Source organism: Microbacterium sp., from assembly GCF_031988965.1.
Classification (GTDB): domain Bacteria; phylum Actinomycetota; class Actinomycetes; order Actinomycetales; family Microbacteriaceae; genus Microbacterium.
The window spans coordinates 12,656-36,271 of sequence record NZ_DALZXX010000018.1 but is presented as its reverse complement, the minus strand read 5'-3'; the positions used below and the strand labels follow the sequence as shown (position 1 = coordinate 36,271).

Annotated in this window: 22 protein-coding genes and 1 pseudogene; 11 read left to right on the top strand and 12 right to left on the bottom strand. The window is 69.0% G+C overall.

All coding sequences use genetic code 11. From position 1 onward, the window contains the following. Together RTM68_RS06380 and RTM68_RS06375 are read right to left on the bottom strand one after the other, a co-directional pair. Positions 1-291, bottom strand: a pseudogene (locus RTM68_RS06380) (hypothetical protein); the annotation flags it as partial. Next, positions 288-641: a PadR family transcriptional regulator gene (locus tag RTM68_RS06375; RefSeq protein ID WP_312169361.1), complete on the bottom strand. Its 354-nt coding sequence runs from the start codon at positions 639-641 to the stop codon at positions 288-290. The pseudogene RTM68_RS06380 and the gene RTM68_RS06375, both read right to left, overlap by 4 nt. A gap of 105 nt (positions 642-746) precedes the next feature. On the opposite strand from RTM68_RS06375, the gene RTM68_RS06370 reads away from it, so the two are divergent. The 3 genes from RTM68_RS06370 (at position 747) to RTM68_RS06360 (ending at position 4,389) form a co-directional block, all read left to right on the top strand. Next, the gene (locus RTM68_RS06370) at positions 747-2,111 is read left to right on the top strand and encodes a GAF domain-containing protein (RefSeq protein ID WP_396654199.1); all 1,365 of its coding nucleotides are present in this window, start codon (positions 747-749) and stop codon (positions 2,109-2,111) included. A 111-nt stretch (positions 2,112-2,222) separates the two neighbouring features. Beyond that, the gene (locus RTM68_RS06365) at positions 2,223-3,788 is read left to right on the top strand and encodes an aldehyde dehydrogenase family protein (protein ID WP_312169359.1); all 1,566 of its coding nucleotides are present in this window, start codon (positions 2,223-2,225) and stop codon (positions 3,786-3,788) included. Between the two features lie 199 nt (positions 3,789-3,987). Continuing rightward, complete coding sequence (locus tag RTM68_RS06360; RefSeq protein WP_312169357.1) at positions 3,988-4,389, top strand: DUF779 domain-containing protein; 402 nt, start codon at positions 3,988-3,990, stop codon at positions 4,387-4,389. Positions 4,390-4,534: 145 nt separating this feature from the next. Here RTM68_RS06360 and RTM68_RS06355 read toward each other — a convergent pair whose 3' ends face one another. From RTM68_RS06355 to RTM68_RS06320, 8 genes are all read right to left on the bottom strand, one after another. Beyond that, entirely contained in the window at positions 4,535-5,290 is a 756-nt protein-coding gene (locus tag RTM68_RS06355; RefSeq protein ID WP_312169355.1) for an ATP-binding cassette domain-containing protein, read from the bottom strand. Further along, positions 5,287-6,084, bottom strand: a complete 798-nt coding sequence (locus RTM68_RS06350) for an ABC transporter ATP-binding protein (protein WP_312169353.1) — start codon at positions 6,082-6,084, stop codon at positions 5,287-5,289. The genes RTM68_RS06355 and RTM68_RS06350 overlap by 4 nt, the downstream gene beginning before the upstream one ends. After that, complete coding sequence (locus tag RTM68_RS06345; protein ID WP_312169352.1) at positions 6,081-6,941, bottom strand: ABC transporter permease; 861 nt, start codon at positions 6,939-6,941, stop codon at positions 6,081-6,083. The genes RTM68_RS06350 and RTM68_RS06345 overlap by 4 nt, the downstream gene beginning before the upstream one ends. Further along, positions 6,938-7,900, bottom strand: coding sequence for an ABC transporter permease (locus RTM68_RS06340; RefSeq protein ID WP_312169351.1), 963 nt, complete (start codon positions 7,898-7,900; stop codon positions 6,938-6,940). Before RTM68_RS06340 ends, RTM68_RS06345 begins: the two co-directional genes overlap by 4 nt. Positions 7,901-7,953: 53 nt before the next feature. After that, positions 7,954-9,447 (bottom strand): ABC transporter substrate-binding protein, encoded by a 1,494-nt coding sequence (locus RTM68_RS06335; protein WP_312169349.1) that lies wholly within the window; start codon positions 9,445-9,447, stop codon positions 7,954-7,956. A gap of 28 nt (positions 9,448-9,475) precedes the next feature. After that, positions 9,476-10,171, bottom strand: coding sequence for a DUF1684 domain-containing protein (locus RTM68_RS06330; protein ID WP_312169348.1), 696 nt, complete (start codon positions 10,169-10,171; stop codon positions 9,476-9,478). Positions 10,172-10,560: 389 nt separating this feature from the next. Continuing rightward, positions 10,561-11,712 (bottom strand): hypothetical protein, encoded by a 1,152-nt coding sequence (locus tag RTM68_RS06325; RefSeq protein ID WP_312169347.1) that lies wholly within the window; start codon positions 11,710-11,712, stop codon positions 10,561-10,563. After that, complete coding sequence (locus RTM68_RS06320; RefSeq protein ID WP_312169345.1) at positions 11,709-12,680, bottom strand: hypothetical protein; 972 nt, start codon at positions 12,678-12,680, stop codon at positions 11,709-11,711. Before RTM68_RS06320 ends, RTM68_RS06325 begins: the two co-directional genes overlap by 4 nt. A 128-nt stretch (positions 12,681-12,808) precedes the next feature. On the opposite strand from RTM68_RS06320, the gene RTM68_RS06315 reads away from it, so the two are divergent. Together RTM68_RS06315 and RTM68_RS06310 are read left to right on the top strand one after the other, a co-directional pair. Beyond that, the gene (locus RTM68_RS06315) at positions 12,809-13,822 is read left to right on the top strand and encodes a hypothetical protein (RefSeq protein WP_312169344.1); all 1,014 of its coding nucleotides are present in this window, start codon (positions 12,809-12,811) and stop codon (positions 13,820-13,822) included. Positions 13,823-13,956: 134 nt separating this feature from the next. Beyond that, complete coding sequence (locus tag RTM68_RS06310; RefSeq protein ID WP_312169342.1) at positions 13,957-14,316, top strand: hypothetical protein; 360 nt, start codon at positions 13,957-13,959, stop codon at positions 14,314-14,316. A gap of 87 nt (positions 14,317-14,403) precedes the next feature. Here RTM68_RS06310 and RTM68_RS06305 read toward each other — a convergent pair whose 3' ends face one another. Continuing rightward, on the bottom strand, positions 14,404-14,991 hold the full coding sequence (locus RTM68_RS06305) for an Lrp/AsnC family transcriptional regulator (protein ID WP_312169341.1): 588 nt from the start codon (positions 14,989-14,991) through the stop codon (positions 14,404-14,406). A gap of 148 nt (positions 14,992-15,139) precedes the next feature. Here RTM68_RS06305 and RTM68_RS06300 point away from each other — a divergent pair, with 148 nt between their 5' ends. Genes RTM68_RS06300 through RTM68_RS06280 form a run of 5 tightly spaced genes read left to right on the top strand, consistent with a single transcriptional unit; the run spans position 15,140 to position 20,402 of the window. Next, positions 15,140-16,726, top strand: coding sequence for an ABC transporter substrate-binding protein (locus RTM68_RS06300; protein ID WP_312169340.1), 1,587 nt, complete (start codon positions 15,140-15,142; stop codon positions 16,724-16,726). 13 nt (positions 16,727-16,739) lie between these two features. Then, positions 16,740-17,801 carry an ABC transporter permease gene (locus RTM68_RS06295; protein ID WP_194764339.1) on the top strand — a complete coding sequence of 354 codons (1,062 nt, stop codon included), beginning with the start codon at positions 16,740-16,742 and terminating at the stop codon, positions 17,799-17,801. Then, positions 17,798-18,709: an ABC transporter permease gene (locus RTM68_RS06290; RefSeq protein ID WP_312169338.1), complete on the top strand. Its 912-nt coding sequence runs from the start codon at positions 17,798-17,800 to the stop codon at positions 18,707-18,709. The genes RTM68_RS06295 and RTM68_RS06290 overlap by 4 nt, the downstream gene beginning before the upstream one ends. Next, positions 18,706-19,566 carry an ABC transporter ATP-binding protein gene (locus tag RTM68_RS06285; protein ID WP_312169336.1) on the top strand — a complete coding sequence of 287 codons (861 nt, stop codon included), beginning with the start codon at positions 18,706-18,708 and terminating at the stop codon, positions 19,564-19,566. Before RTM68_RS06290 ends, RTM68_RS06285 begins: the two co-directional genes overlap by 4 nt. Beyond that, entirely contained in the window at positions 19,563-20,402 is an 840-nt protein-coding gene (locus tag RTM68_RS06280) for an ABC transporter ATP-binding protein (protein ID WP_312169335.1), read from the top strand. Before RTM68_RS06285 ends, RTM68_RS06280 begins: the two co-directional genes overlap by 4 nt. Positions 20,403-20,550: 148 nt before the next feature. Here RTM68_RS06280 and RTM68_RS06275 read toward each other — a convergent pair whose 3' ends face one another. Then, a complete protein-coding gene (locus RTM68_RS06275; protein ID WP_312169333.1) occupies positions 20,551-21,543 on the bottom strand; it encodes a LacI family DNA-binding transcriptional regulator in 993 nt (330 codons plus the stop codon). A 234-nt stretch (positions 21,544-21,777) separates the two neighbouring features. On the opposite strand from RTM68_RS06275, the gene RTM68_RS06270 reads away from it, so the two are divergent. Continuing rightward, positions 21,778-23,592, top strand: coding sequence for a glycoside hydrolase family 2 TIM barrel-domain containing protein (locus RTM68_RS06270; RefSeq protein ID WP_312169331.1), 1,815 nt, complete (start codon positions 21,778-21,780; stop codon positions 23,590-23,592). The last annotated feature ends 24 nt before the right edge of the window (positions 23,593-23,616 follow it).

Genomic DNA, 23,616 nt, shown 5'->3' with positions numbered 1-23,616 from the left:
GCTCTGCGCCGTGCGGTCGCGCCAGCTCCGGATCCGCGCGCCGAGGGGCGCTCGCCGCCGCGTCTCGGTGCGCGGGGGAAGCCCCGCCGCGGATCGCAGCTCTTCGGCGTACGCCGCCGGGTCGCCCAGGTCGAGCACGCCGCCGTCGTCTGCGGCCTGGTCGGTGAGGTCGGCGGTGAGCCCGCCGACGATCTCGTCGAGTTCGTCGGCGGGCAGATCGTCGAGATGTGCGCGGACCGCGGCGGCGAAGGAGCGGATCTGCTCATCGAGAGTGACGGCTGTGTCGTTCATCGGGTCTCTCCGATCGTGGTGGGTCCGGCGGTGTCGGTCGTGAGCAGAGCGGACATCGCGCCGGCGAAGTCCAGCCAGGTGAGGGTCTGGGATTCCAGCGCCGCACGGCCCTGGGGGTTGATCGCGTAGTACTTGCGGTGCGGGCCGCCATCGGAGGGCACCACGTAGCTCGACAGACTTCCCGCGGCATACAGGCGACGCAGCGTTCCGTAGACCGAGGCGTCGCCGACGTCGCCGAGGCCGGCATCGCGGAGCCTCCGCACGATGTCGTAGCCGTAGCCGTCTTCTGCGCGCAGCACCGCGAGCACGGCGACGTCGAGTACGCCTTTGAGCAGTTGCGTGGTGTCCATCGGACCTCCTTCGATGCAGTGCACACTACCACGCAGTACACAGTAGTGCGGGGTGTGTATTTCCGGCGCGCCGGATCGGGGTGTCGCGAGCGGCATCCGACTCCTATGCTGAGACCACGCTCACCGACGACGATGGGAGAGGCCGTGGTCGGGTCGTGGCAGGAGTCACGCGCAGGTTCGCCGGGTGCATCTCGGCTGCTCATCGAGCGCGCGCACGAGGAGCTCATCGCCGGAAACCTCGACGACCAGAGGTTGCTGCAAGTTCGCCCGCTCGTACGCGAATCCTGGGTCCGTTCCTGGCGCGGACGAGTGGGGCCGGAGGGGACGCCCCGCATCGAGTTCGAACGCGACGAGCTCGAGGCCTATCGCCTCGCGCATCCGCTCGCCTCCGCGATGGAGATGATCCGCACGCTCCTGCTTCCCGGCGAGACCGACGACTCCGGCGTCGTGATCGCGGTCGGTGATCACGCCGGACGCCTGCTGTGGATCGAAGGCGACCACCAGCTGCAGTCGTTGACCGAGAGCATGGGCTTCGTCGCGGGCGCGAACTGGGCCGAGGATGCCGTCGGCACGACGGCTCCCGGCACCGCCCTGACTCTCGGGCAGTCGGTGCAGATCCGCGGGGCGGAGCACTACAACCGGCTCGTGCACCCGTGGTCGTGCACGGCGGCTCCGGTGCGCGACCCCGAGACGCGACGCGTGCTCGGCGTGATCGACATCACCGGAGGAGACGACGCCGTCTCGACGCAGGCGCGCCTGCTCGTCGACGCGACCGCGCGCGCCGTGGAATCGGAACTGATGGTCGCCCGGTTGCGCGCGCGCACCGACACGCGCCGAGCGACCACTCTCACCTCGCGCGCCAAGCCGACCGCCCGTGCCACCCTGCATGTGCTCGGCCGCGACCGCGCGCGCCTGGAGGTCGAGACCGAGCTCGAGGAGTCGATGATCGAGCTCAGCGCCCGGCACGCGGCGATCCTGCTGATGCTCGCCGTGCACCGGCAGGGCCTGTCGGCCGAGCGTCTCGCCGAGCTCGTCTACGGCGAGGAAGGATCACCCGACACCCTGCGACCCGAGATGGTGCGCTTGCGCAAGGTGCTCGAGAAGCACGCGCCGGGGCTCGTGCCCGAGTCGCGGCCCTATCGCCTGCCGGTGCCGCTCGAGACCGACGCCCACGACGTGCTCTCGCTGCTCGACCGCGGAGCCCACCGTGTCGCGCTGACGTCGTATCGCGGGCCGGTGCTGCCCGAATCGACGTCGCCCGGCGTCGAGGACTTCCGTGAGGGGGTGCGTGGAGCGCTGCGCGAAGCGATGCTGTCCGAGGCGAGCCTCGATGTGCTGCTCGCCTATGCCGACATCCCCGAGGGGCAGGGGGATGCCGAGGCGCTGCGCATGGCTCTCGAGATGCTGCCCGCGCGGTCGCCGAAGCGGGCGGGTCTGGTCGCCCGGATCGAGCGCATCGAAGCAGGCTGAGCCCGCGCAACTCCTCGCAACGTTGCGCATTCTCGCGCAACCTCGCGCGACGTACCGTTCGGAGCATCAGCCGCTCGGCATCGGAGCCGCGGCCCGTCGAAGGAGTCACCGATGACCATCGTCGAAGAAGACGTGTCCACCGCACCCGCGTCCTCCGCCTACGCCGCTCCCGGCCAGCAGGGCGCCGTCGCGAACTACCGCGCCCGATACGGCCACTACATCGGCGGCGAGTTCGTCGACCCGGTCAAGGGCCAGTTCTTCGAGAACGTCAGCCCCGTCAACGGCAAGCCCTTCACAGAGGTGGGCCGCGGAACCGTCGAGGACATCGACCGGGCGGTCGACGTCGCCTGGAAGGCCTTCGCGAGCTGGGGCAAGACCAGCCCGGCCGAGCGCTCGGTGATCCTGAACAGGATCGCCGACCGCATCGAGCAGCACCTCGAGGAGATCGCCGTCGCCGAGACCTGGGAGAACGGCAAGCCGGTGCGCGAGACCCTGGCCGCCGACATCCCTCTCGCGGTCGATCACTTCCGCTACTTCGCCGGTGTGCTCCGCGCGCAGGAGGGCGGCATCAGCCAGCTCGACGAGAACACCGTCGCGTACCACTTCCACGAGCCGCTCGGAGTGGTCGGCCAGATCATCCCGTGGAACTTCCCGATCCTCATGGCCGTATGGAAGCTCGCGCCGGCGCTCGCCGCAGGCAACTGCGTGGTCATCAAGCCGGCGGAGCAGACCCCGGCATCCCTGCTGTTCCTCTTCGACATCATCGGCGACCTGCTGCCGGCCGGTGTCGTGAACATCGTCAACGGCTTCGGGATCGAGGCGGGTGCACCGCTCGCGCAGCACAAGCGCATCCGCAAGGTCGCCTTCACGGGTGAGACCACGACGGGCCGCCTGATCATGCAGTACGCGTCTCAGAACCTGATTCCCGTGACGCTCGAACTCGGAGGCAAGAGCCCGAACGTGTTCTTCGAGGACGTCGCCCGCGACACCGCCGACCCGTTCTACGACAAGGCGCTCGAGGGCTTCACGATGTTCGCGCTGAACCAGGGCGAGGTCTGCACCTGCCCCTCGCGTGCGCTGATCCAGCGGTCGATCTACGACGGCTTCCTCTCCGACGGACTCGCACGGGTCGGTAAGGTCGTGCAGGGCAACCCGCTCGACCCGGCCACGATGATCGGGGCTCAGGCGTCGAACGACCAGCTGGAGAAGATCCTCAGCTACATCGACATCGGCAAGCAGGGTGGAGCGAGGCTGCTCACGGGTGGGGAGCGCGTCGACCTCGGCGGCGACCTCAGCGAGGGCTACTACGTCGCGCCGACCGTGTTCGAAGGCACGAACGACATGCGCATCTTCCAGGAGGAGATCTTCGGCCCTGTGCTCTCGGTCACGTCGTTCGACGACTTCGACGATGCGATCTCTATCGCGAACGACACGCTCTACGGTCTGGGCGCCGGCGTGTGGAGTCGCAGCGGTGACACGGCCTATCGCGCAGGACGGGCGATCGAGGCAGGCCGCGTCTGGACCAACACGTATCACCAGTACCCGGCGCACGCCGCGTTCGGCGGGTACAAGCAGTCGGGCGTCGGGCGCGAGAACCACAAGATGATGCTCGACCACTACCAGCAGACCAAGAACCTCCTGGTCTCGTACGCAGAAGGCCCGATGGGCTTCTTCTGAGTCGTCACTCGAAAGGTCGTCGAGCGAGGAGCGGAGCCCGTCTTCCGGTCGTCGAGCGAGGAGCGAAGCCCGCCTTCCGGTCGTTGAGCGAGGAGCGAAGCCCCGAGACGAAACGCACTGGGCCACTCGCCGCGTTTCGTCTCGGGCGGCTCCGCCGTCCTCGCTCGACGACCGGGGAAGTCCACCGAAGGGAACCACCATGGTGAGTATCGGCACCTATCAACGGGTCGACGTGACGGATGCCGCGGCATCCCTCATCAGAGACCTCACCGTGCAGCACGGACCCCTGATGTTCCATCAGTCGGGAGGATGCTGCGACGGGTCGTCGCCCATGTGCTACCCCGTGGGGATGTTCATCACGGGGCCCGGAGACGTCCTCCTGGGTGCGCTCGAGGTCGGTCTCGACGCCCCGGTCGAGGTCTTCATGTCGGAGTCGCAGTTCGAATACTGGAAGTACACGCACCTCACGATCGACGTCGTGCCGGGGCGCGGTGCCGGGTTCTCGGTCGAGGGCCCGACGGGCATGCGATTCCTGATCCGCTCGCGGATGCTGAACGACGCGGAGCTGGAGTACTTCGGGTTGGCGCCTTCGGCGGGGTGAAGGTCATCTCGCACACCCGGCTGACCGATGCCCGTGTGGCTGAAGACGCGCCGTCGATCGGCCAGCCATCCGAGAAACGGTCAGCCATCCGGGGCGTGGGGACGGTGTGGCTGCCGGGATCGTGGGGACGGTGTGGACGACGCCGTCAGCGGGGCAGCCGCGGAACCGCGTCGACCAGGGCCCGGGTGTACGGATCCTGCGGGGCATGCAGCACGGATGCCGTGGACCCCTGTTCGACGACGCGACCGTTCTGCAGCACGACCGTCCGGTCGCACGCCGAGGCGATGGCGGTGAGGTCGTGCGACACCATGATGAGCGACAGGCCGTTCTCGCGGCGCAGCCGGTCGAGCAGTGCGAGCACCTGCACACGAGTGGTGACGTCGAGCGCGCTGACCGGCTCATCAGCGAGCAGCACGCGCGGGCGCGAGACGACGGCCCGTGCGATCGCGATGCGCTGGCGCTGCCCGCCCGAGAACTCGTGCGGGTAACGGCGAGCGGTGTCGGCAGGAAGGCCGACCGACTCGAGCGCTTCGGCGATGCGAGCCTGGGCGTCGGCTCCGGATGCCAGCCGCAGGGAGCGGAGGGGCTCGCCGATGATGCGGTCGATGCGCTGACGCGGGTCGAGCGACGAGTACGGGTCCTGGAACACGGGCTGCACGCTCGCCCGGAAGCGACGCATCTGCGTGCGGTCGCGCAACGACAGGGGCTCGCCCTCGAACAGCATCTGGCCGTCACGGGGCGCCGAGAGCCCGAGCAGCAGCCGCAGGATCGTCGACTTGCCTGCCCCGGATTCACCCACGAGACCCAGCGAGTCGCCCTCGTCGAGGCTCAGGGAGACGTCGTCGAGCACGCGCCGGGATCCGTACGAGAAGCCGGCGGCGCGCAGCTCGAGGAGACTCATGCGCCGGCCTCCTTCGCATCGAGGAACGCGTCGAGCGCGCGGGCGCTGTCGACCAGCATCCGCGTGTACGGCTCCGCCGGATTCTGCAGTACCTGCGCGACCACGCCCTCTTCGACGACGAGACCGTCTCGGAGCACGACGATACGGTCGACCAGTCGAGAGACCACGGCGAGGTCGTGACTGATGAACAGCAGCGCCATGCCGCGTTCGGCGACGAGTCGCTCGAGCAGGGCGAGCACGGCATCCTGCACGGTGACGTCCAGCGCCGTCGTCGGCTCGTCGGCGATGAGGAGCTGCGGCTTGGCGGCGAGGGCGATCGCGATCGCCACCCGCTGGCGCTGACCGCCGGAGAGCTCGTGCGGGTAGGCGCGCGCGAAGCGCGGCTCCGACAGGGCCACCTCGTCGAGGGCCGCCGCCACGGCAGACCGCAGGTCGGCACCGCGCAGTCCGAGGTGACGACGCAGCGGTTCGGCGATCTGACGACCGACCCTCATCAGCGGGTCGAGCGCGGTCAGCGGTTCCTGGAAGACGATCTGCGCGACGGGTCCGCGCAACGGCCTCAGGTCGGCATCCTGCGCGCCGACCACCTGGTGGCCGTCCAGCAACACCGACCCGGAGGCCGAGAGGGAATCCGGCAGCAGGCCGGTGACGGCGAGCGACGTGAGCGACTTGCCGGAACCGGATTCGCCGATCAGGCCGAGACGCTCACCGGGCTCGAGCGAGAACGAGATGTCCCGCACGAGCGCGCCGGATGCCGAGCGCACGGTGAGGCCTGAGACGTCGAGGATGCTCATCGGCTCCTCCTGCGGGTCGGGTCGGCGAGGTCGCGCAGGCCGTCGGCGAGGAAGTTGACCCCGAGCACGAGGGCGATGATCGCGATGCCGGGCGCGATCGCGCCCACCGGAGCGGTGAGCACGGTGCCCTGAGCCTCCTGCAGCATCCGACCCCACGAGGCGTTGGGCGGCGGTGCGCCGAGTCCGAGGTACGACAGGCTCGCCTCGGCGAGCACCGCGGCACCGAACTGCAGCGCGAGGCTGACGGCGAGCGTCGGTGCGATGTTGGGCAGCACGTGCTGGACGACGATTCCGAGCACGGACGTACCGCTGGTTCGCGCTGCGGTGACGAACTGCTCCTGCAGCACGCGGCGCGACAGGATGCGAGTGAGACGCGCCACCACCGCCGACATCGCCAGCCCGATCGCGAGCACCGCCGACCACAGCGAGGCGCCCTGCACCGCGACGACGAGCATCGCCAGCAGCAGCACGGGGAAGGCGATCACGACGTCGAGTCCGGCGGAGAGCGTGTCATCGACCCAGGGGCGCGAGAATGCGGCGATGAGGCCGATGATCGTGCCGAGCACCGCGGCGATCGCGACCGAGCAGATGCCGACGATCAGGGCGATCCGCGCTCCCCACATGAGCTGCGAGAGCAGGTCGCGGCCGAGTCGATCGGTGCCGAGCAGGTGCAGGGCGCTCGGACCTTCGAGGCGGCTGCCGCTGGTGTCGGCGAGCGGATAGGGCAGCCAGAACAGTGACACCAGGGCGATCAGCACGATCGCACCGGTGAGGACGAGGCCGATCAGCAGGGTCGCCTTCGGCCGCCTCCGCACGGGGACGGAGTCGGTGATCAGCTGCTCGGCGACGCGGCTCATCGGTTGCCCGAGACGCTCGTGCGCAGACGCGGATCGATCAGGCGCTGCACGATGTCGGCGGCGAACCCGACGAGCAGCACGAAGAGGGTGCTGACCACGAGAACGCCCTGGATGACCTGGAAGTCGTGCTGCTCGATGGCCGACAGCAGCAGGCTGCCGAGGCCGGGAAGGGTGAAGACGCTCTCGACGACGACGGCGCCGAGCAGCGTGGTCGACAGCTCGATGCCGAGGATCGCGACGACGGGCACCGAGCCGTTGCGCACTCCGTGGCGCACGAGCGCCTCGGACATGCTCGAACCGCCGGCGCGGGCGGTACGCAGATAGTCGCTGCCGAGCACGTCGAGCGTGGCGGAGCGCACGTAGCGGCTGAGGGACGCGCTCATGACGATGACGATCGTGATGACGGGGAGCGCGAGCGATCGCAGTGCATCGGCCGGATCCTCCCAGTCGTCACGGGGGAAGCCGCCCGAGGGCAGCACGCCGAGACCGAGCGCGAACACCCAGACGAGCACGACGCCCACCCAGAAGACCGGGACGGCGACGCCCAGCTGCGCGAAGCCGGAGAGGGCGATGCCGTACCAGCGGTCGGACTTCACGGCGGCGGTGATGCCGATCACGAGCGAGACGAGCAGCGCCACGGTGAAGGCGATGAGCGTGAGCGGAAGGGTGACGGCGAGGCGGTCGGCGATGTCGGGGCCGACCGGACGTGAGCTCAGGAAGGACTCACCGAGATCGAAGCGCAGGAGCTGTCCCGCCCAGGTCGTGAACTGCTGCAGCAGCGGCTGGTCGGAGCCGACCTGCGCACGGGCGGCGGCGATCTGCTCGGGGGTCGCGTTCACCGAGAGCAGGGCGTTCGCCGGGTCGCCGGGCAGCAGTCGTAGCAGCACGAAGATCGCGATCATCGCGACGACGAGCGAGACCACGAGGAACGCGAGGCGGCGCAGCAGATAGGCGAGCATGAGTTCTCAGGATGAAAGAGGGGGATGCCGACGCGCGGCATCCCCCTCGCGCGTCAGGACTTGACGATGTCGTAGGCGAAGAACTGCGAGTTCAGGCCGTTGACCGGGTACCCGCTGAGGTCGCTCGAGGCGACCACGATCTGCGGATACAGGTACAACCATACGCTCGCGGCATCCTCGGCGATCTTCTCGTTGACCTTCTTCAGAAGAGCCGTCTGCTCGTCGGTCGTGGCGGCCTGCTCGGCCTCGGCGACCCACTGCTGCACGTCGGCGTCGTTGTAGCCCCAGTAGAAGTCGGGGTTGCCGTACCAGACCACGTCGCGGTCGTTCACGTGCTCCTGCAGAGTGGCCTCGAAGTCCTGCTCCTTGAACACCTTCGTGTACCACTCGTCGGCGCTGATCGTGTTGATCTCGACAGTGATGCCGACCTCGGCGAGCTGCGACTGCAGGAACTCTGCGACAGCGGGATGCGGGTCGTAGCTCGGGGTGTCGAGCGTGAACGTGAAGCCGTCGGCGTATCCCGCCTGCGTGAGCAGATCCTTCGAGAGCTCGACGTCGTACGGGTTCACCGTGGTGAGGTCCTCATACCAGGGGTCGGTCGGCGGCACCATCGAGCCGATGAGCGTGCCGTAGTCGCCCCAGATCGAGTCGAGGAGCTTCTCGGTGTCGACGGCCGAGTAGATCGCCTTGCGCACGAGTGCGTTGTCGAAGGGGGCGACGCGGTCGTTGAACGCGAGGAGCTCCTTCGTGGTCGAGGTGCCCTCGCTGATGACGTAGTCGTCGTTGTCGAACTGCGCGAGCGAGTCAGGGCTCTGCACACTCGTGATCACGTCGATCTCGCCCGTGAGCAGTGCGTTGTTCTCGGCGGTCGCGTCGGTGAAGTACGTGTAGACGACCTCGCCGTTCTTGGCGGGCTCGCCCCAGTAGTCGTCCCAGCGCGTGAGGGTCAGGGTCGAGCCCTTCTTCCACTCGTCGAGCGTGTAGGGGCCGGTGCCGTCCTCGGTGCTGGTGATGTCGTCGGCCTCGTCATTGACGATCCAGACGTAGCTGAGGTTGTAGAGGAACGAGATCGACCGCTGCGACAGCGTGAAGACGACGGTCTGGTCGTCGGGCGTCGCGATGTCGGCGATGGTCGTGAAGCTCGACTTGCGCGCCGACACCGAGTCCTCGGCGGTGACGGCCTCGATGCTCGACTTCACGTCGGCCGAGGTCAGCGGGTCGCCCGAGTGGAACGTCACGTCGTCGCGCAGCGTGATCGTGTAGGTGAGGCCGTCGTCGGAGACCTGAGCGTCTTCGGCGAGAAGAGGCTCGACCTCGCCGTCGTCGGTCAGGCGGTAGAGGCCCTCGTAGACGTTGCCGGTCAGCGCCTCGGTCACGCCCTGGCCACCGCCCTGCGTGTTGCTGAGGTTGGTCGGCTCGTAGAGCGACCCGATCGCGATCGTGGCGTCTTCGCTCGCGGCGTCGTCGGTCGCCCCCGAGGCGCAGCCGGCCACGAGGGCGAGCGTGGCGACGGCGCCGAGCGCGCCGAGGATGCGTGTTCTTCTCATGAGTACTCCAGGGTGAGCGGGTGCGGCGTCACGCCGCGTAGATGTCGAAGCCGTCGCGGAAGACGACGTTCTTCTCGCCTGCTCGGATAGGCAGGGGGAAGCGGTTGGATGCCGGCGGCAGCGGGCAGTTGTACTGGGCGCTGAATCCGCACGGCGGCACGAATGCACGGTTGAAGTCGAGCACGACGGTGCCCTCGTCATCGCGCAGCTGCACGAACAGGAAGCGCCCCGACCCGTAGGTCTCGGAGCCGTTCGTCTCGTCGCCGAACACGAGCAGCAGCGTGCCGCCGTCGTCGAACGCCGCGAGGTCGTACTCGCGGCCGTCGAGCTCGAAGCGGATGTCGCCGGGAACGGCGAGATCGCGGGTGCCGCCGTTGTCGCGGATGTGCTCGAACGACACCTTCCGGTCGCCGGAGACCGGGGTGAAGTGTCCCTCGAGCACCCACGCGGGGTCGTACTCGTACGTGTCGATGCGGTCGAAGGCACGGATGGCCGGTGCCTCGGCATCCCACACGCGCAGTCCGTGCTCGGCCTCGCCGGTCTCGATGTCGGTGCGCTGGATCGGGGTCACCGTGACGCTCGCGGGTGCGGCGCTCTGTTCGGCGTCGACATCGGGCGCGTCGCCCGTCCAGCGGGTCTCGACGAGTGCGAGATTGCCGGTCGGGCCCGTGACCGATTCGCGGCGGGAGTCCTGCCAGAGGGTGTGGGCTTCGCGTTCAGACATCATTTCCATTCTCGTGCATGCAGAGGGAGGCGGCCCCGTCACCGTCACGAGGGGTAACGCGCGATGGGCGCGTTCACTTCCCGTCGCGGCGACGACGTCAGGGGAGGGGGATCGCCGCATGCACGAAACTGAGGGCCGAATCGGGCATTCGGTACTGGATTCGCAGGTGCATCGAGGCGCGGCATCCGGGAAGCTCTGCCGCAATTCGGTGCAACGTCCTGCGGTATACCGTTATGCATAACGCGTTGATATGTCAGTCCCCAGCTGACCACGCGTCCGGACGGTTCGACCGTCCTGCGGAGGGAGAGTCAGATCTTCTTCTGATCCCGAGGGGGGATGGGGTGGGCCGCTGATCCCCAAACAGCACCCACCCCCACACTCGCCACCGTTCAGAACGATCGCAGCCAGATCCAGAGGATCACCAAGCCGATCATGAACACGGCCGGCAGCCAGCGGCCGCTGCGCTTGAGTCGGCGCCCCTGCTGCGCGACGCCGGGCGGCGGGGAGAGAAGGCCGACGGGCGGCGCGAACGGCAGCTGACCGGATGCCGCCGACATCGCTCCCGCACTCGGAGAGCCCGCCGGAGGGTCGGTCGGAGAGCCGGATGCCGCCGCATCGGAGGCCGACCGCTCGGCGAGAAGCCGATCGTCGCGCCAGCGCGCCCACTGCTCGAACTTGGTGATCAGCGCGCCCACGGCGCCGAACAGCCACGCCCAGGTCGCGGGGTCGAGGGTCGAGACGGGGCGCGGCGTATAGAGGAAGAGCCAGTCGTCGACGATCTCGACGTCGAGCTCGGCGGCGTTGTCGATGAACCGCGCCATGATGTCGGGCGTGAACAGGTAGAGGGCATCCTGCTCATAGCCGGTCGGGCAGTACAGCGTGAAGTACTGATCGAAGTCGCCCTCGAGCGACAGGCGCTGCTCGCGCTGGAAGGCGGCCGGCAGGTTCGAGCCGAACCCGTTGTTGCCCTTCGCGTCCAGCACGATGTTCGGCAGCGGCACGTCGAGCTTGACGGCGACGTAGCCCCAGCGATGCGTGGTCGAGTTCTTGCCCGACCCGGTCGTGTACTGGTAGTTGCCGAACTCCACGAAGCGCGGGTGGCTGCCGCGCACCAGGTCGGTCGCGACTCGGGAGTGGCCGAGGACGAACACCATGCCGGGCAGGCGCGGCTCGGCGATCCGAGCCTCGTAGGTCATGCCGTTCGCTCGCGCGAAGGCGTCGAGGCGATAGCGCGCGACGCGGGAGCGACGCCAGCCGACCACGGCGATCGCGATCCCGACGCCCACGGCCGCGAGGATGCCGAGGCCGACGAACGACGACGCCCCCGGATCGGTGAAGATCGACACCATCGTCGCGCCGACGAAGCTCATCGCGACCACGAACGCGATGCCGAAGGCCACGATCGCGATGATCGCCGCCGCTGAGACGCCCGACGTCCCTTTCGCGCGGAGCTCGGCGTTGAAGGCGCTGACGGCCTTCGCATCCACGGGATCGGTGAGCGGTCGCGCGTCGAACGACGGGCCGGTCTGCGGTGCGCTCATCGGTTCACCTCATCGCCATCCCACGTCAGATCGGCGTTCTCGGGAATCGCGAACGCCTCGAGGCGCTCGTCCGCGCAGATCGCCGCGATCGACTCGGCGGAACCGGCGATGATCGTCGAGTCGTAGTCGACCTCGGTCACGAGCACCCAGGCACGGTCGTCCGGCCAGAGGATGCTCGGGCTCTGCGCCGCCGGAGGGAACCCGTGCGCCTCGGCGGGCGTGTCCCTCCACGGCATCCCGAGAACCCAGTCCGGTCGGGCGAAGTCGCCCACATCGCCGTGGAAGAGCACGTGGTCGCGGTTCAGCAGCCGCAGCCGCGGACCCTCGGAGATCTCCCGCGACAGGATGCCGTCCTGCCAGGTCTGCTTGCGGAAGACGTTGTTGAACGGGTCGCGCACGCTGCGATCGAGCATCGCCTGGTGGTTCGGGTCGTCGCCGACGGTGAAGAACGCGCGCGACGGGGTATGGCCCAGATTCCCGAGGAGTCCGCCGGTGCCCTCCCAGAGCGCGGCGAAGCCGGCATCCGGTGTGGTGGTGTGCGCGACGAGGTGGGAGGCGATGGTCGCGAGCATCTCCGCAGAGATCGCGCCGCCCATCGGCTCTGTGAACTCGCGACCGTCGGGAGTGACGCTCGCGCGCCAGTCTCCGTCCGGTGCCGCGCGCACGATGCGGTGCCACTGCGCGAGCGGATGCAGGATCGTGCCGAACGCGGAGGCGGTCTCGGCCCATGTCGTCGGCGCGACGACGATCCGGTCGAACGTCGCCTGCCGCTCGGCCTCCGTCATGGCGTCGAACTCGTCGTACGACGGCATCGGCCGATCGGGGAGCGAGCGCACCGTGGGCGGATGCAGCACCCGAGCGTACGCCGCGTACCCATGCGGCACGACGGCGTGCATCGTCGCGTTCCACGGGTCGTCGAGGCGCTCGCGCAGCCAGTCGCCGGACGAGGTGTCAGAGATCCACTGCATGCGACCCACGGTACCTGCGAGATATCGCTTCCCCCACGGACGCGGCGAAGACGCCAGAATATGCGGAGAAGTGCGCGTGATCGCCGACGGGCGACCGCGCAGCCAGGGAGGGATGCGGAGGGCGTCAGATGGTCGATGGGGTGTCGGTGATGATGAGCGAGCAGGTGTTCCGACGCCATCCGGTGCGCACGGCGGTCACCGCGATCGTGCTGTCGGCGGTGCTCTCGGCCGCCGCGCTGTTCATCCTCCCGCGGATGCTTCCACGCACCATGGACATCGAGACCCGGGGGATCATCGTGCTCGTCGCCGCGATCGTGGTGACGGGACTCGTGTTCACGTCGATGCTCTGGCTGCGCAACACCCGCATCGTGGTGCGCCCCGACAGCGTCGAGATCGGGCGGGCCGGCAACCGCGAGACCTACGACCGCGCATCCACCGCGTTCCGCTCGAAGATCACCGAGCACTGCACGAACGGCATCCGCAGCGGCATCACCCGCGCGCTCGTCGTCTACAGCGCCGGTCGGGAGATCACGGTCGAACTGCCGGGGTTCACCCGGTCGACCTTCAACGAGCTCATGGCTGTGCTCACGCCGATCGCCCCTGCGAAGCCGGCGGATCCGGTCGAGGCAGCGCGTGCGCGCGCACAGCTGCCCTCATCGTTCCGCGTCGACTCGTCGAAGGAGCGGGCTCTCGCGACCGGTCTGACGATCGCCGCCGTCGTGCTGCTGATCGTCGCCGCCGCCGTCACGGCCGTCGCGTTCACCCCGGGTTTCCTCGACGGCGAGCTCTCGGCGCTCGTCCTTCTCGTCCCGACCGCCGGTGTCGCGGGCATCGGTCTGGCGATCGGAGCGGCTCAGCGGCAGCGGGTGCTGAAGTGCATCCCTGCACACGTCTCGGTCAGCCACCACGGCATCCGTTTCGACGATGTCGACCTGCCGTTCGCGCAGCTCACCCGCATCTGGCTCACGCCCACCGGCTACCCGGTGCGGCGCATCCGCTTCGAGCGCGCGGCGGGGCGATCGACCACCCACATCCTCGGATCGAACCGCGTGCAGATGACCCCCGACTACGGCGACTTCCTGCTCGCGGTGCGGGCGGAGACGGCCACGAACCCTGAGCTGCTGCGCCTCGACCTGGAATGACCACACGGACGAATCGCGCCGGACGACCTCGCGCGGCGGGGTTTCGTCTCGCCTGATCGGCGCCGACTGCAGGCGCCCGAGACGCTCGAGAAGCCGGTCCGACCGGAGTCCGTCGAGGCCCCCATAATCGGAACGTGACTTCCTCCGCATCCATCCCCTCGCTCGACGGCCGCCGATTCCGCATGGTCTCCTCGACGACCTCGGCGGTCGATCCGAACGCTCCGAGCGAGTTCGTCTACCAGGAGCGCGACGGAGCGATCTGGGGCGACTACTCCGGCGACACCGTCACGTTCGGACGTTTCGTGGGCACCCGCACGGGCGACACGATCTGGGTCTCGTTCGTGCATGTGCTCGTCTCGGACGGCACCGTCGTGACGGGCGACGGCGAGAGCGAGCTCGAACTGACCGACGACGGTCGCATCCGCCTCGTCGAGCACTACGAGATGCACGGGCTGCCGCAGCTCAGCGTCTGCGAAGAGGCCGCTGGCGACTGAATCGGCGCGTTTCGTCTCGGTCGGCTTCGCCGTCCTCGCTCAACGAACGAGGGGGTCTCGCTCGACGACCGGGGTGGGGCGGTCGTGTCAGCGGGGCGGCAGGGTGTCTCGTCCCGGTGACGCCGGCGTCCATCGCGTCATGCCGAGCGATGCCTGCGGCTCGCGCTCGGGGAGATCCGACGGCAGCAGGAACGAGCGTCGCACGACCTCGTCGAGCACCACGACGCTGACGACCGTGCGCACTTCGGGCAGCTGTGCGATCACGCCGGTGGAGAACTCGTGCACGCCGCTCACATCGACAGCACGGATCAGCAGCATCGCGTCGTGCTCGCCCGTCGTGATCGCGCACCACTCGACGTCGGGCATCTCGACGATGCGGTCTCGGAACGACGCCCAGGCTTGCGGATGCACGGTGACGAACACGAGGGCTCCGATCGAGAGCCCCGCCTTGGCCTGATCGACCTGTGCGCTGAAGCCGGTGATGACGCCGTCCTGCATGAGGTTCTCGACGCGGGTGTAGGCGTTGGCGCGCGAGATCCCCACGGTCTCGGCGAGAGCGGCGATCGAGATCCGACCGTTATCGCGGAGTGTTTCGAGGATTCTGTATCCGATGTCGTCCAGCGGGGCGGCACTTCGTCCAGTTTGCCTCGCAGCTTCGTCGCTCTTGGTGGACACAATGCTCCTCACGGGCGGGGTCTTGGACAGACGGTGGTGACGTCTGCAATCTTGCTGGACACATAGTCCCATACAATGCGAATCTGATCACCGGTCGTCCACCCGGCGTCGACCGAACCCGATGAACTCCTCGCCCTTGGAGGCCCATATGTCGTCACGTCGCAGCACGTCCGTCATCGCGATCGGAGCCGTCGCGCTCCTCGCTCTCGCTGGTTGCTCCGGTGGCAACTCGGCGAACAACGGCGGTGAGTCCGCAGGTTCCGACTCGCTCGTCATCGACACCGCGTTCTCGATCGAGACCGCCGACCCGGGCCACACCTACGACCCGACCGGCAACATGATCGCGAAGGCCCTGTACGAGACCCTCGTCGACTTCGAGGGATCCGACGTCTCGACCCCCGTTCCCGGCCTGGCGTCGTGGGAGCAGAACGACGAGGCGACCGAGTTCACCTTCACGCTCGAGGGCGACCGCGTCTTCTCCGACGGCTCACCGATCGAGGCCAAGGACGTCGTCTTCACCCTGCAGCGCATCCAGGGCATGACCGACGCCAAGCCGAACTTCCTCCTGGGCGGCCTGACGATCACCGAGGTCGACGATAAGACGATCTCGATCACCTCCGAGACCCCGCTGCTGCAGCTGCCCGCGATCCTCGCGAACCCCGCCCTCGGCATCGTCAACTCCGACGTCGTGATCGAGAACGGCGGATCGGTCGACGGGTCCGACAGCGCGCAGAGCTTCCTCGACGGCGAGTCCGCCGGCTCCGGTCCCTTCGTGCTCGACACCCTCGATCTGTCGTCGCAGGTCGTGCTCACCAAGAGCGACGAGTACAACGGCGACGAAGAGGCGGCCTATGGCCGCGTCGTCGTGCGCAACGTCTCGGAGAGCGCGACGCAGCTCGCGAACCTCAAGGGCGGCGACTCGATGGTCGCCATGGACCTGAACGGCGACCAGGTCGCGGGCCTCGGCGACGGACTTCAGGTCGAGTCGGTGCCCTCCGGCCAGACCATCTTCCTGCTGCTCAACCAGTCGTCCGCCGTCGGCGGCGACCTCGCGAACGTGAAGATCGCCGAGGCGATCCGCTACGCGCTCGACTACGACGCGCTGCTCGAACTCGCCGGCTCCGGTGCCGTGCAGGCGACCGGCGTCATCCCGCCCGGATTCGAGGGTGCCCTCGAGACCGGCGTCGAGCAGGACCTCGACAAGTCGAAGGCCGCGCTCGCCGAGGCCGGCTACACGGGCCAGACCCTGAAGCTGCAGTTCCCGAACGACTACCCGGTCGGCGGCGTGGAGTTCACCCCGCTCGCCGAGCGCATCCAGGCTCAGCTCGAGGATGCCGGCATCGCCGTCGAACTCGCTCCGGCTCCGTTCGCGACCGAGCTCGACGCCTACGTCAACGGCACCGAGGGCTTCGGCCTGTGGTTCTGGGGCCCGGACTACGCCGACTCCGCGAACTTCCTCCCGTTCGCTCCCGGTCTGAAGGTCGGTCTCCGCTCCGGCTGGGCCGCCGAGGCGAACCCCGAGATCGCGGGCATCGCGGCGGGTGCCGCAGCCGCGACCGACGAGGCGCAGCGCAGCGAGGCCTTCACCGCATTCGCCGAGGCGATGCAGGCCGAGGGTCCCTTCGTGCCGCTGATCGTCCCCGGTCGCAACATCGCCACGGCGGATGCCGTCTCCGGTGCCGTGTACAACTCGGTGTGGGAGATGGACATCGCCGAGATCACGCCGGCCGGCTGAGCGGCGCCGACTCATGACGACGGTGGCCGTGCGACGGCAGTCACAGCGTCGCAGGTCGCCGCTCGTCGGATACCTGCTGCGCCGGATCGGCACTTCGCTGCTCCTGCTCGTGGGGGTCACGATCGTGACCTTCGCGCTCACGAACCTCGTGCCCGGCGACCCCGTGTCGGCGGCGCTGGGTGAGGGGGCCTCTCAGAATCCCGAGACGCGCGAGGCGTTCATCAAGGCCCAGGGCCTCGATCAGCCGCTGTTCGTGCAGTACTTCATCTATATGGGGAACCTCCTTCGCGGAGACCTCGGCACGTCGCTGGTGACCGGTCGCCCGGTCACCAGCGACCTGGCCACCGCGGTGCCGGCGACGATCGAGATCGCGATCGGAGCCATCATCCTGAGCCTCGCGGTGAGCGTCGTGCTCGGCACGCTCGCGGCCTACCGCCGCGGACTCGTCACCGATCAGGTCATCCGCATCGTGACGCTGATCGGGCTGAGCGTGCCGACCTTCTGGCTCGCACTCGTCAGCTTCTACGTGTTCTTCCTCGAGCTGCGCATCGCCCCGGGTTCCGGCCGCATCTCGCCGTCGATCACCCCGCCGCCGCGCATCACGGGGCTCTACACGGTCGACTACCTCCTCAACGGAGACGGCGTCGGATTCGCGGACGCTCTCGCGCACCTCGCCCTGCCGGTCATGGTGCTGTCGCTCGTCACGATCGGGCTGCTCACGCGCTTCATCCGCACCTCGGTGCTCGAGGTGCTCGGCAGCGACTACGTGCGTGCGGCTCGGGCCAAGGGTCTTCCCGCGATGCGCGTGATCCTCGACTACGTGCTGCGCGGAGCATCCCTCCCGATCCTCACCGTCGTCGGTGTCGCCTTCGGGTCGCTGCTCTCGGGCACCGTTCTCGTCGAGTCGGTGTTCGCGTGGCCGGGGCTCGGCACCTACGCCTACAACTCGGCGGCGAACCTCGATCTGCCCGGCATCATGGGCGTCGGTCTCGTCGTCGGTGTCATCTACCTCCTCATCAACTTCGTCGTCGATCTGCTCTACGGCGTCCTCGACCCGAGAGTGAGGATCGCATGAGCCGCATCGACTCGGCATCCGGTCCCTGGCGGTTCCGCTTCCGCTGGCCCCGCGCCTGGCGCACGCCGCTCGGCGTGATCGGCACCGTGATCGCGGGCGCCTGGATCATCGTCGCCTTCACCGCGCAGTGGTGGGTGCCGTTCGGCCCCAACGCCCAGGTGCTTCCTCGTCTGCAGGCCCCGGGCATCGACACGCTGCTCGGCACCGACGGCAACGGACGCGACATCTTCTCCCGTCTGATGACGGGCGCGACCGTGAGCCTTCCGCTCGCGCTCATGCTCGTGATCGCCGCGATGATCATCGGCACGGTGATCGGCGCCGTCGCCGGGTACTTCGGCGGCTGGGTCGACGAGACGCTGATGCGCATCACCGACCTGTTCATGGCGTTCCCGACGGTCATCCTCGCGATGGTCGTGGCGGCCTCGCTCGGCCCGTCACTGTTCAACGCCGTGATCGCGGCGATCGTGGTCTCGTGGCCGCAGTACTCGCGAGTCACCCGCAGCATCGTGCTCGGACTCCGCGGCCAGAACTACGTGATCGCAGGTCGACTGCTCGGCCACTCGCCGCTGCGGACGCTGTTCGTCGACATCCTGCCGAACATCGCGGGCCCCGTGCTGGTGCTCGCGACGCTCGACATCGGCGCGGCGATCCTGCTGCTCTCGGGTCTGTCGTTCCTCGGCCTCGGCGCGCAGCCGCCCACGGCCGAGTGGGGATCGATGATCTCGGCGGCCATGCAGAACTTCGACGCCTGGTGGCTCGGAGTCTTCCCGGGTCTCGCGATCCTCACCGTGGTGCTCGCCTTCAACTTCCTCGGTGACGCGATGCGCGACATCCTCGACCCGACGGCCGAGGTCACGCACGAGAAGCAGGCCGATCACGCGGCATCCGCGAAGGGGGTGGCAGCATGACCGGCGCACCCGCACTGAGCATCCGCGACCTGACGATCGAGATCGGCCGTCCGCTCGTGCACGGCATCTCGCTCGACCTCGAGGCCGGCCGCATCCACGGTCTCGCCGGCGAATCCGGATCGGGCAAGACGCTCACCTCACTCGCCGTGCTCGGGCTCCTGCCCCGGCAAGCGCGCACCGGCGGATCGATCACGCTCGCGGGGGAGGAGCTGGTCGGCATGCGCCGCCGTGCGCTCAACCGCATCCGCGGCAAGCGCATCGCGATGATCTTCCAGGACCCGTCGGCGTCGCTGCATCCGCAGCTGCCGATCGGACGCCAGCTCACCGACCACATGCGGGTGCACCTCGGGCTGCGGGGCGCGGCCGCCACTGCCAAGGCGATCGAACTGCTCGAGACGGTGCAGGTGCCGAATCCGGATGCGGCGCTGAAGCGCTACCCGCACCAGTTCTCGGGCGGACAGCGGCAGCGCATCGCGATCGCCTGCGCACTCGCCTGCGACCCCGAGGTGCTGCTGGCCGACGAGCCGACCACCGCGCTCGACGTCACCGTGCAGGCCGGCATCCTGAAGCTGCTGCGCGACCTCGCGATCGAACGCGACCTCGCCGTGCTGCTCGTCACGCACGACCTCGGAGTCATGAGCGCGATCGCCGACGAGGTCGCCGTGATGAAGAACGGGCAGATCGTCGAGCGGGCCGACCGCGAGACCCTGTTCCGCTCACCGCAGCACGAGTACACGCGTACGCTGCTCGCCGCACTGCCGGGATCGAAGCTCGAGATCGCGGATGTCGACCCGGCGACGCTGGATCCGGTGCTGCCGGACACTGAACCGGATGCCGATGAGGAGGCCCGCCGATGAGTGAGACCGCCGTCCTCGACGCGCACGACGTGGTCGTGCGCTACCCCGGCAACCCGCCCGTGGTCGCCGTCGACACCGTGTCGCTGAGCGTCGCCCCGGGTGAGACCGTGGCGCTGGTCGGCGAGTCCGGCAGCGGCAAGTCGAGCCTCGCCCGCGCCGTCGTGGGCATCGAGAAGCTCGCCGGGGGAGAGGTGCGCTTCCGCGGTGCACCGGTCGCACCCCTCGGCATCCGCCGTCGTGACATCGCCCTCACCGGCATCCAGATGGTGTTCCAGGACCCGTCGACCTCGCTGAACCCGCGCCGTCGCGTGGGCGATCAGATCGCCGACGGCATCGCGACGGCCCGCGCTCGCGGGGCCGAGGGCTCGACCGTCGCGGAGTGGCTCGAACGGGTCGGACTGCCGACCGAGGTCGCCACGCGCTTCCCGCACCAGTTCTCGGGCGGACAGAAGCAGCGTCTCGCGATCGCGCGGGCGCTCGCCGCTCGGCCCTCGCTGCTGGTCGCCGACGAGCCGATCTCCGCCCTCGACGCCTCGACCCAGACGAGCGTCGCCGGGCTCATGCGCGATCTCGTCGCGGAATCCGGTGCCGGGATGCTGTTCATCTCGCACGACCTCGCCGTCGTGCGGCGCATCGCCGACCGCACCTTCGTGATGTACGCGGGGCGTGTGCTCGAGTCGGGACAGACCGATCGGGTGTGGTCCGCTCCGCAGCATCCGTACACGCAGGCGCTGCTCGCCGCGATCCCGGAGCCTGACGGTCGAGGGCGCATCCCGGCGGCGCCGACCGTGAACGAGCGCGTCGTGTGGTCGGAGATCCCTCCCGTCCTCGGCTGAGCGAGCGCGTGTGCCCTCGCGTCGGGGGACGCACGCCGGGTCGGCTCACGCTGCGAAGGAGATCTCGCGTATCGAAGGACGGATGCGGTGAACTCGTCCTTCGATGCGAGAGATCTCCTTCGCAGCCTGCGCGGTGCCCGCGCCGCCGTCAGCGCGGGATGAGGGTGAACGGGACCTCGTGATGGGCGCCGGGCGAGGGCGTGGGGTCCGCGAGGATGTCGAGGATCGTCGTCGCGGCCTGCTCGGTGCCATGACCGACGGTCGAGAACGTCGGAATGTGGAATCCGCCCTCCTCGATGCCGTCGAACCCCATGACCTGCACCTGCGTCGGCACGTCGATGCCCCGACTCGCGAGCGTGTAGAGAGCACCGAGCGCGAGGCTGTCGCTGAAGCAGAACAGCGCGTCGAACCGGGCACCGCTCGCGATCAGCCGTTCGACCGCGACCGACCCTGCGGCCCGGTTGAACTCATCGACGGGCGCGTACAGCGAGTCGTCCGGGGCGATGCCGGCAGCGGCGAGAGCACGGAGGTACCCCTCGAACCGGAGATGTGATGTGGCGCTCGGGCCCGATTCCTGCACTCCCACCGCGGCGATGCGCCGACGTCCATCGGCGATCAGCGTGCTCGTCGCGGCGGCGGCGGCCGCGACGTTGTCGATGCCGACGTGGTGCACGGTCGGACCGACGAGGGCCTCGGCCTGTTCGCCGATGAGCACGAGCGGGGGAGTGGCCGGGCGGTCGGCGAGATCGGCGGCGGTCAGCAGCAGAGGACTCATCACGATGCCGTCGAGGGCGGGGAGCCCGTCGCCGACCATCATCGCCAGCTCGGTGTCGCGGTCGCCGTCGGTCTGCGCGATCAGCACGGTCAGAGCACGGGTCTGCGCGGCGCTGACGAAGGAGGAGGCGAACTCGGCGAAGTACGGTTCGCGCAGATCGGGCAGCACGAGTGCGATCAGACCGCTGCGACCGTTGCGCAGCTGCCGAGCCGCGAGATTGGGACGGTAGCCGAGCTCGTCGATCGCGGCGAGGATGCGCTGTCTGACCTCGGCGCCCACCCAGCCCGTGCCGTTCACGACGTTGGAGACCGACTTGGCGCTGACCCCGACTCGAGCCGCGACGTCGGCGAGGGTCACGCGCGCCATGGGGCTCCTGTCGTCGGGTCGGTCATCGTCGGGTCGAGCGTCTGCGAGATCGGTGCGTCCTGCTCGATCCGACTCTAGCGTTTGACGATAGTTCAACGTGGAACTATCGTGGTGTCCTCCGAGGGGCAACCCGTTCGACGATGAATGGCCGGCACCAGCCGACCGGAAGAGGGAGCCGTACACGTGGCGCAGCGAGACGACCGATCCGGGATCGATTCCCTTCAGGCGAGCCGGTTGGAGTCCGCGCGCCCGCGCCCTCAGCTGGTGCGGGAGTCGTTCATCGACCTCGACGGCGAATGGGGGTTCGCGCACGACGACGCCGATCTCGGTCGCAGCGAGCGCTGGCAGGACGGACGTGAGCTGCCCGACCGCATCCGGGTGCCCTTCCCGCCCGAGTCGCCGGCGTCGGGTGTGGGCGCCACCGGCTTCCACCCCGTCGTCTGGTACCGACGGGTGCTGACCGCGAGCGATCTCGATGCCGCGGGGCACGCCGCAGGACGCCGGGCCGTTCTGCACTTCGGTGCCGTCGACCACCGCGCCACGGTCTGGGTCGACGGTCAGGTGGTCGGCTCGCACGAGGGAGGCCACACGCCCTTCGCGTTCGACATCACGGATGCGCTCGCTCCGACCGTCGACGCGCACACGATCGTGGTGCGCGCCGAAGACGACCCGCACGACCTCGCCCAGCCGCGAGGCAAGCAGGACTGGCACGAGGATCCCCACGCGATCTGGTACCACCGCACGACCGGCATCTGGCAGACCGTGTGGCTCGAATCGGTGCCGCCGCAGCACGTGACCGCGATCAACTGGACGAGCGACCTGACCGCGGGGACCGTGACGGTCGAGGTCGCCCTCAGCCGGCGTGCCGACAGCGTCGTGCAGGTGCGGATCGCCCACGAGGGGCGGGCGCTCGGCACCGCCAGCGTGACGGCGAGCGACACGAGCACGACCCTGACCTTCCCGCTCGCCGGTCAGACGAACGGCCAGCACTACGAGCACCTGCTCTGGAGGCCCGAGAACCCGGTGCTGCTCGACGCCTGGGTGCAGGTCGAGACGGCGGGATCCGAGACGGATGCCGTCGCCAGTTACCTCGGCCTCCGCTCGGTGGGGTGGAGCGAGGGCGCCCTGCTGCTCAACGAGCGACCGGTCACCCTGCGATCGGTGCTGAGCCAGGGCTACTGGCCCGAGTCGCATCTCGCGGCACCCTCTGCCGACGCCCTGCGCCGCGAGGCCGAGCTGATCGCCGAACTCGGGTTCAACTCGGTGCGGGTGCATCAGAAGGTCGAGGACGAGCGCTTCCTCTACTGGGCAGATCGACTCGGTCTGCTCGTCTGGGGCGAGATGCCGGCGACCTACACGTTCACCACCGAGTCGGTGCGGCGCACCACGGCCGAGTGGACCGAGGCGGTTCTGCGCGACCGTGCCCACCCGAGCATCATCACCTGGGTTCCGCTCAACGAGAGCTGGGGTGTGCAGCACATCGCCTCGCGCGCCGACCAGCGGGCCTTCGCCGAGGGGCTGTACCACCTGACGAAAGCGCTCGACCCCACGCGGCCGGTCATCTCGAACGACGGCTGGGAGCTGGGCACGTCAGACCTCTGGACCGTCCACGACTACGAGTGGGATGGGCAGGTGCTGGCGGATCGCTACGACGTCGAGGAGAGTCGGCTCCGCGAGTACATCGGGGGCATCGGCCCCGCGGGACGTCGGATCCGCCTCGAGGGGACCGTCGACACGGGCCAGCCGATCATGCTCACCGAGTTCGGCGGAGTGAAGTGGGCGGCCGATGCGGGGCCCGCGAACTCCTGGGGCTACTCCGAGGCGAGCAGCCCCGACGACTACCGGCAGAGGCTCGCAGAGATCCTGAGCGCGGTGCAGTCCGGCGTCCGCGACCATCACGGTCGCCGTGGCGGGTTGGCCGGATGGTGCTGGACCCAGCTCACCGACACGATGCAGGAGCAGAACGGGCTGCTCACCGAGGCGCGGGAGCCCAAGCTCCCGACCGCGACGCTGCGCGCGCTGATCCTCGGGATGCCGCTGGACGCCTGATCGCGCGAGCGGGCTCGTCGCTCG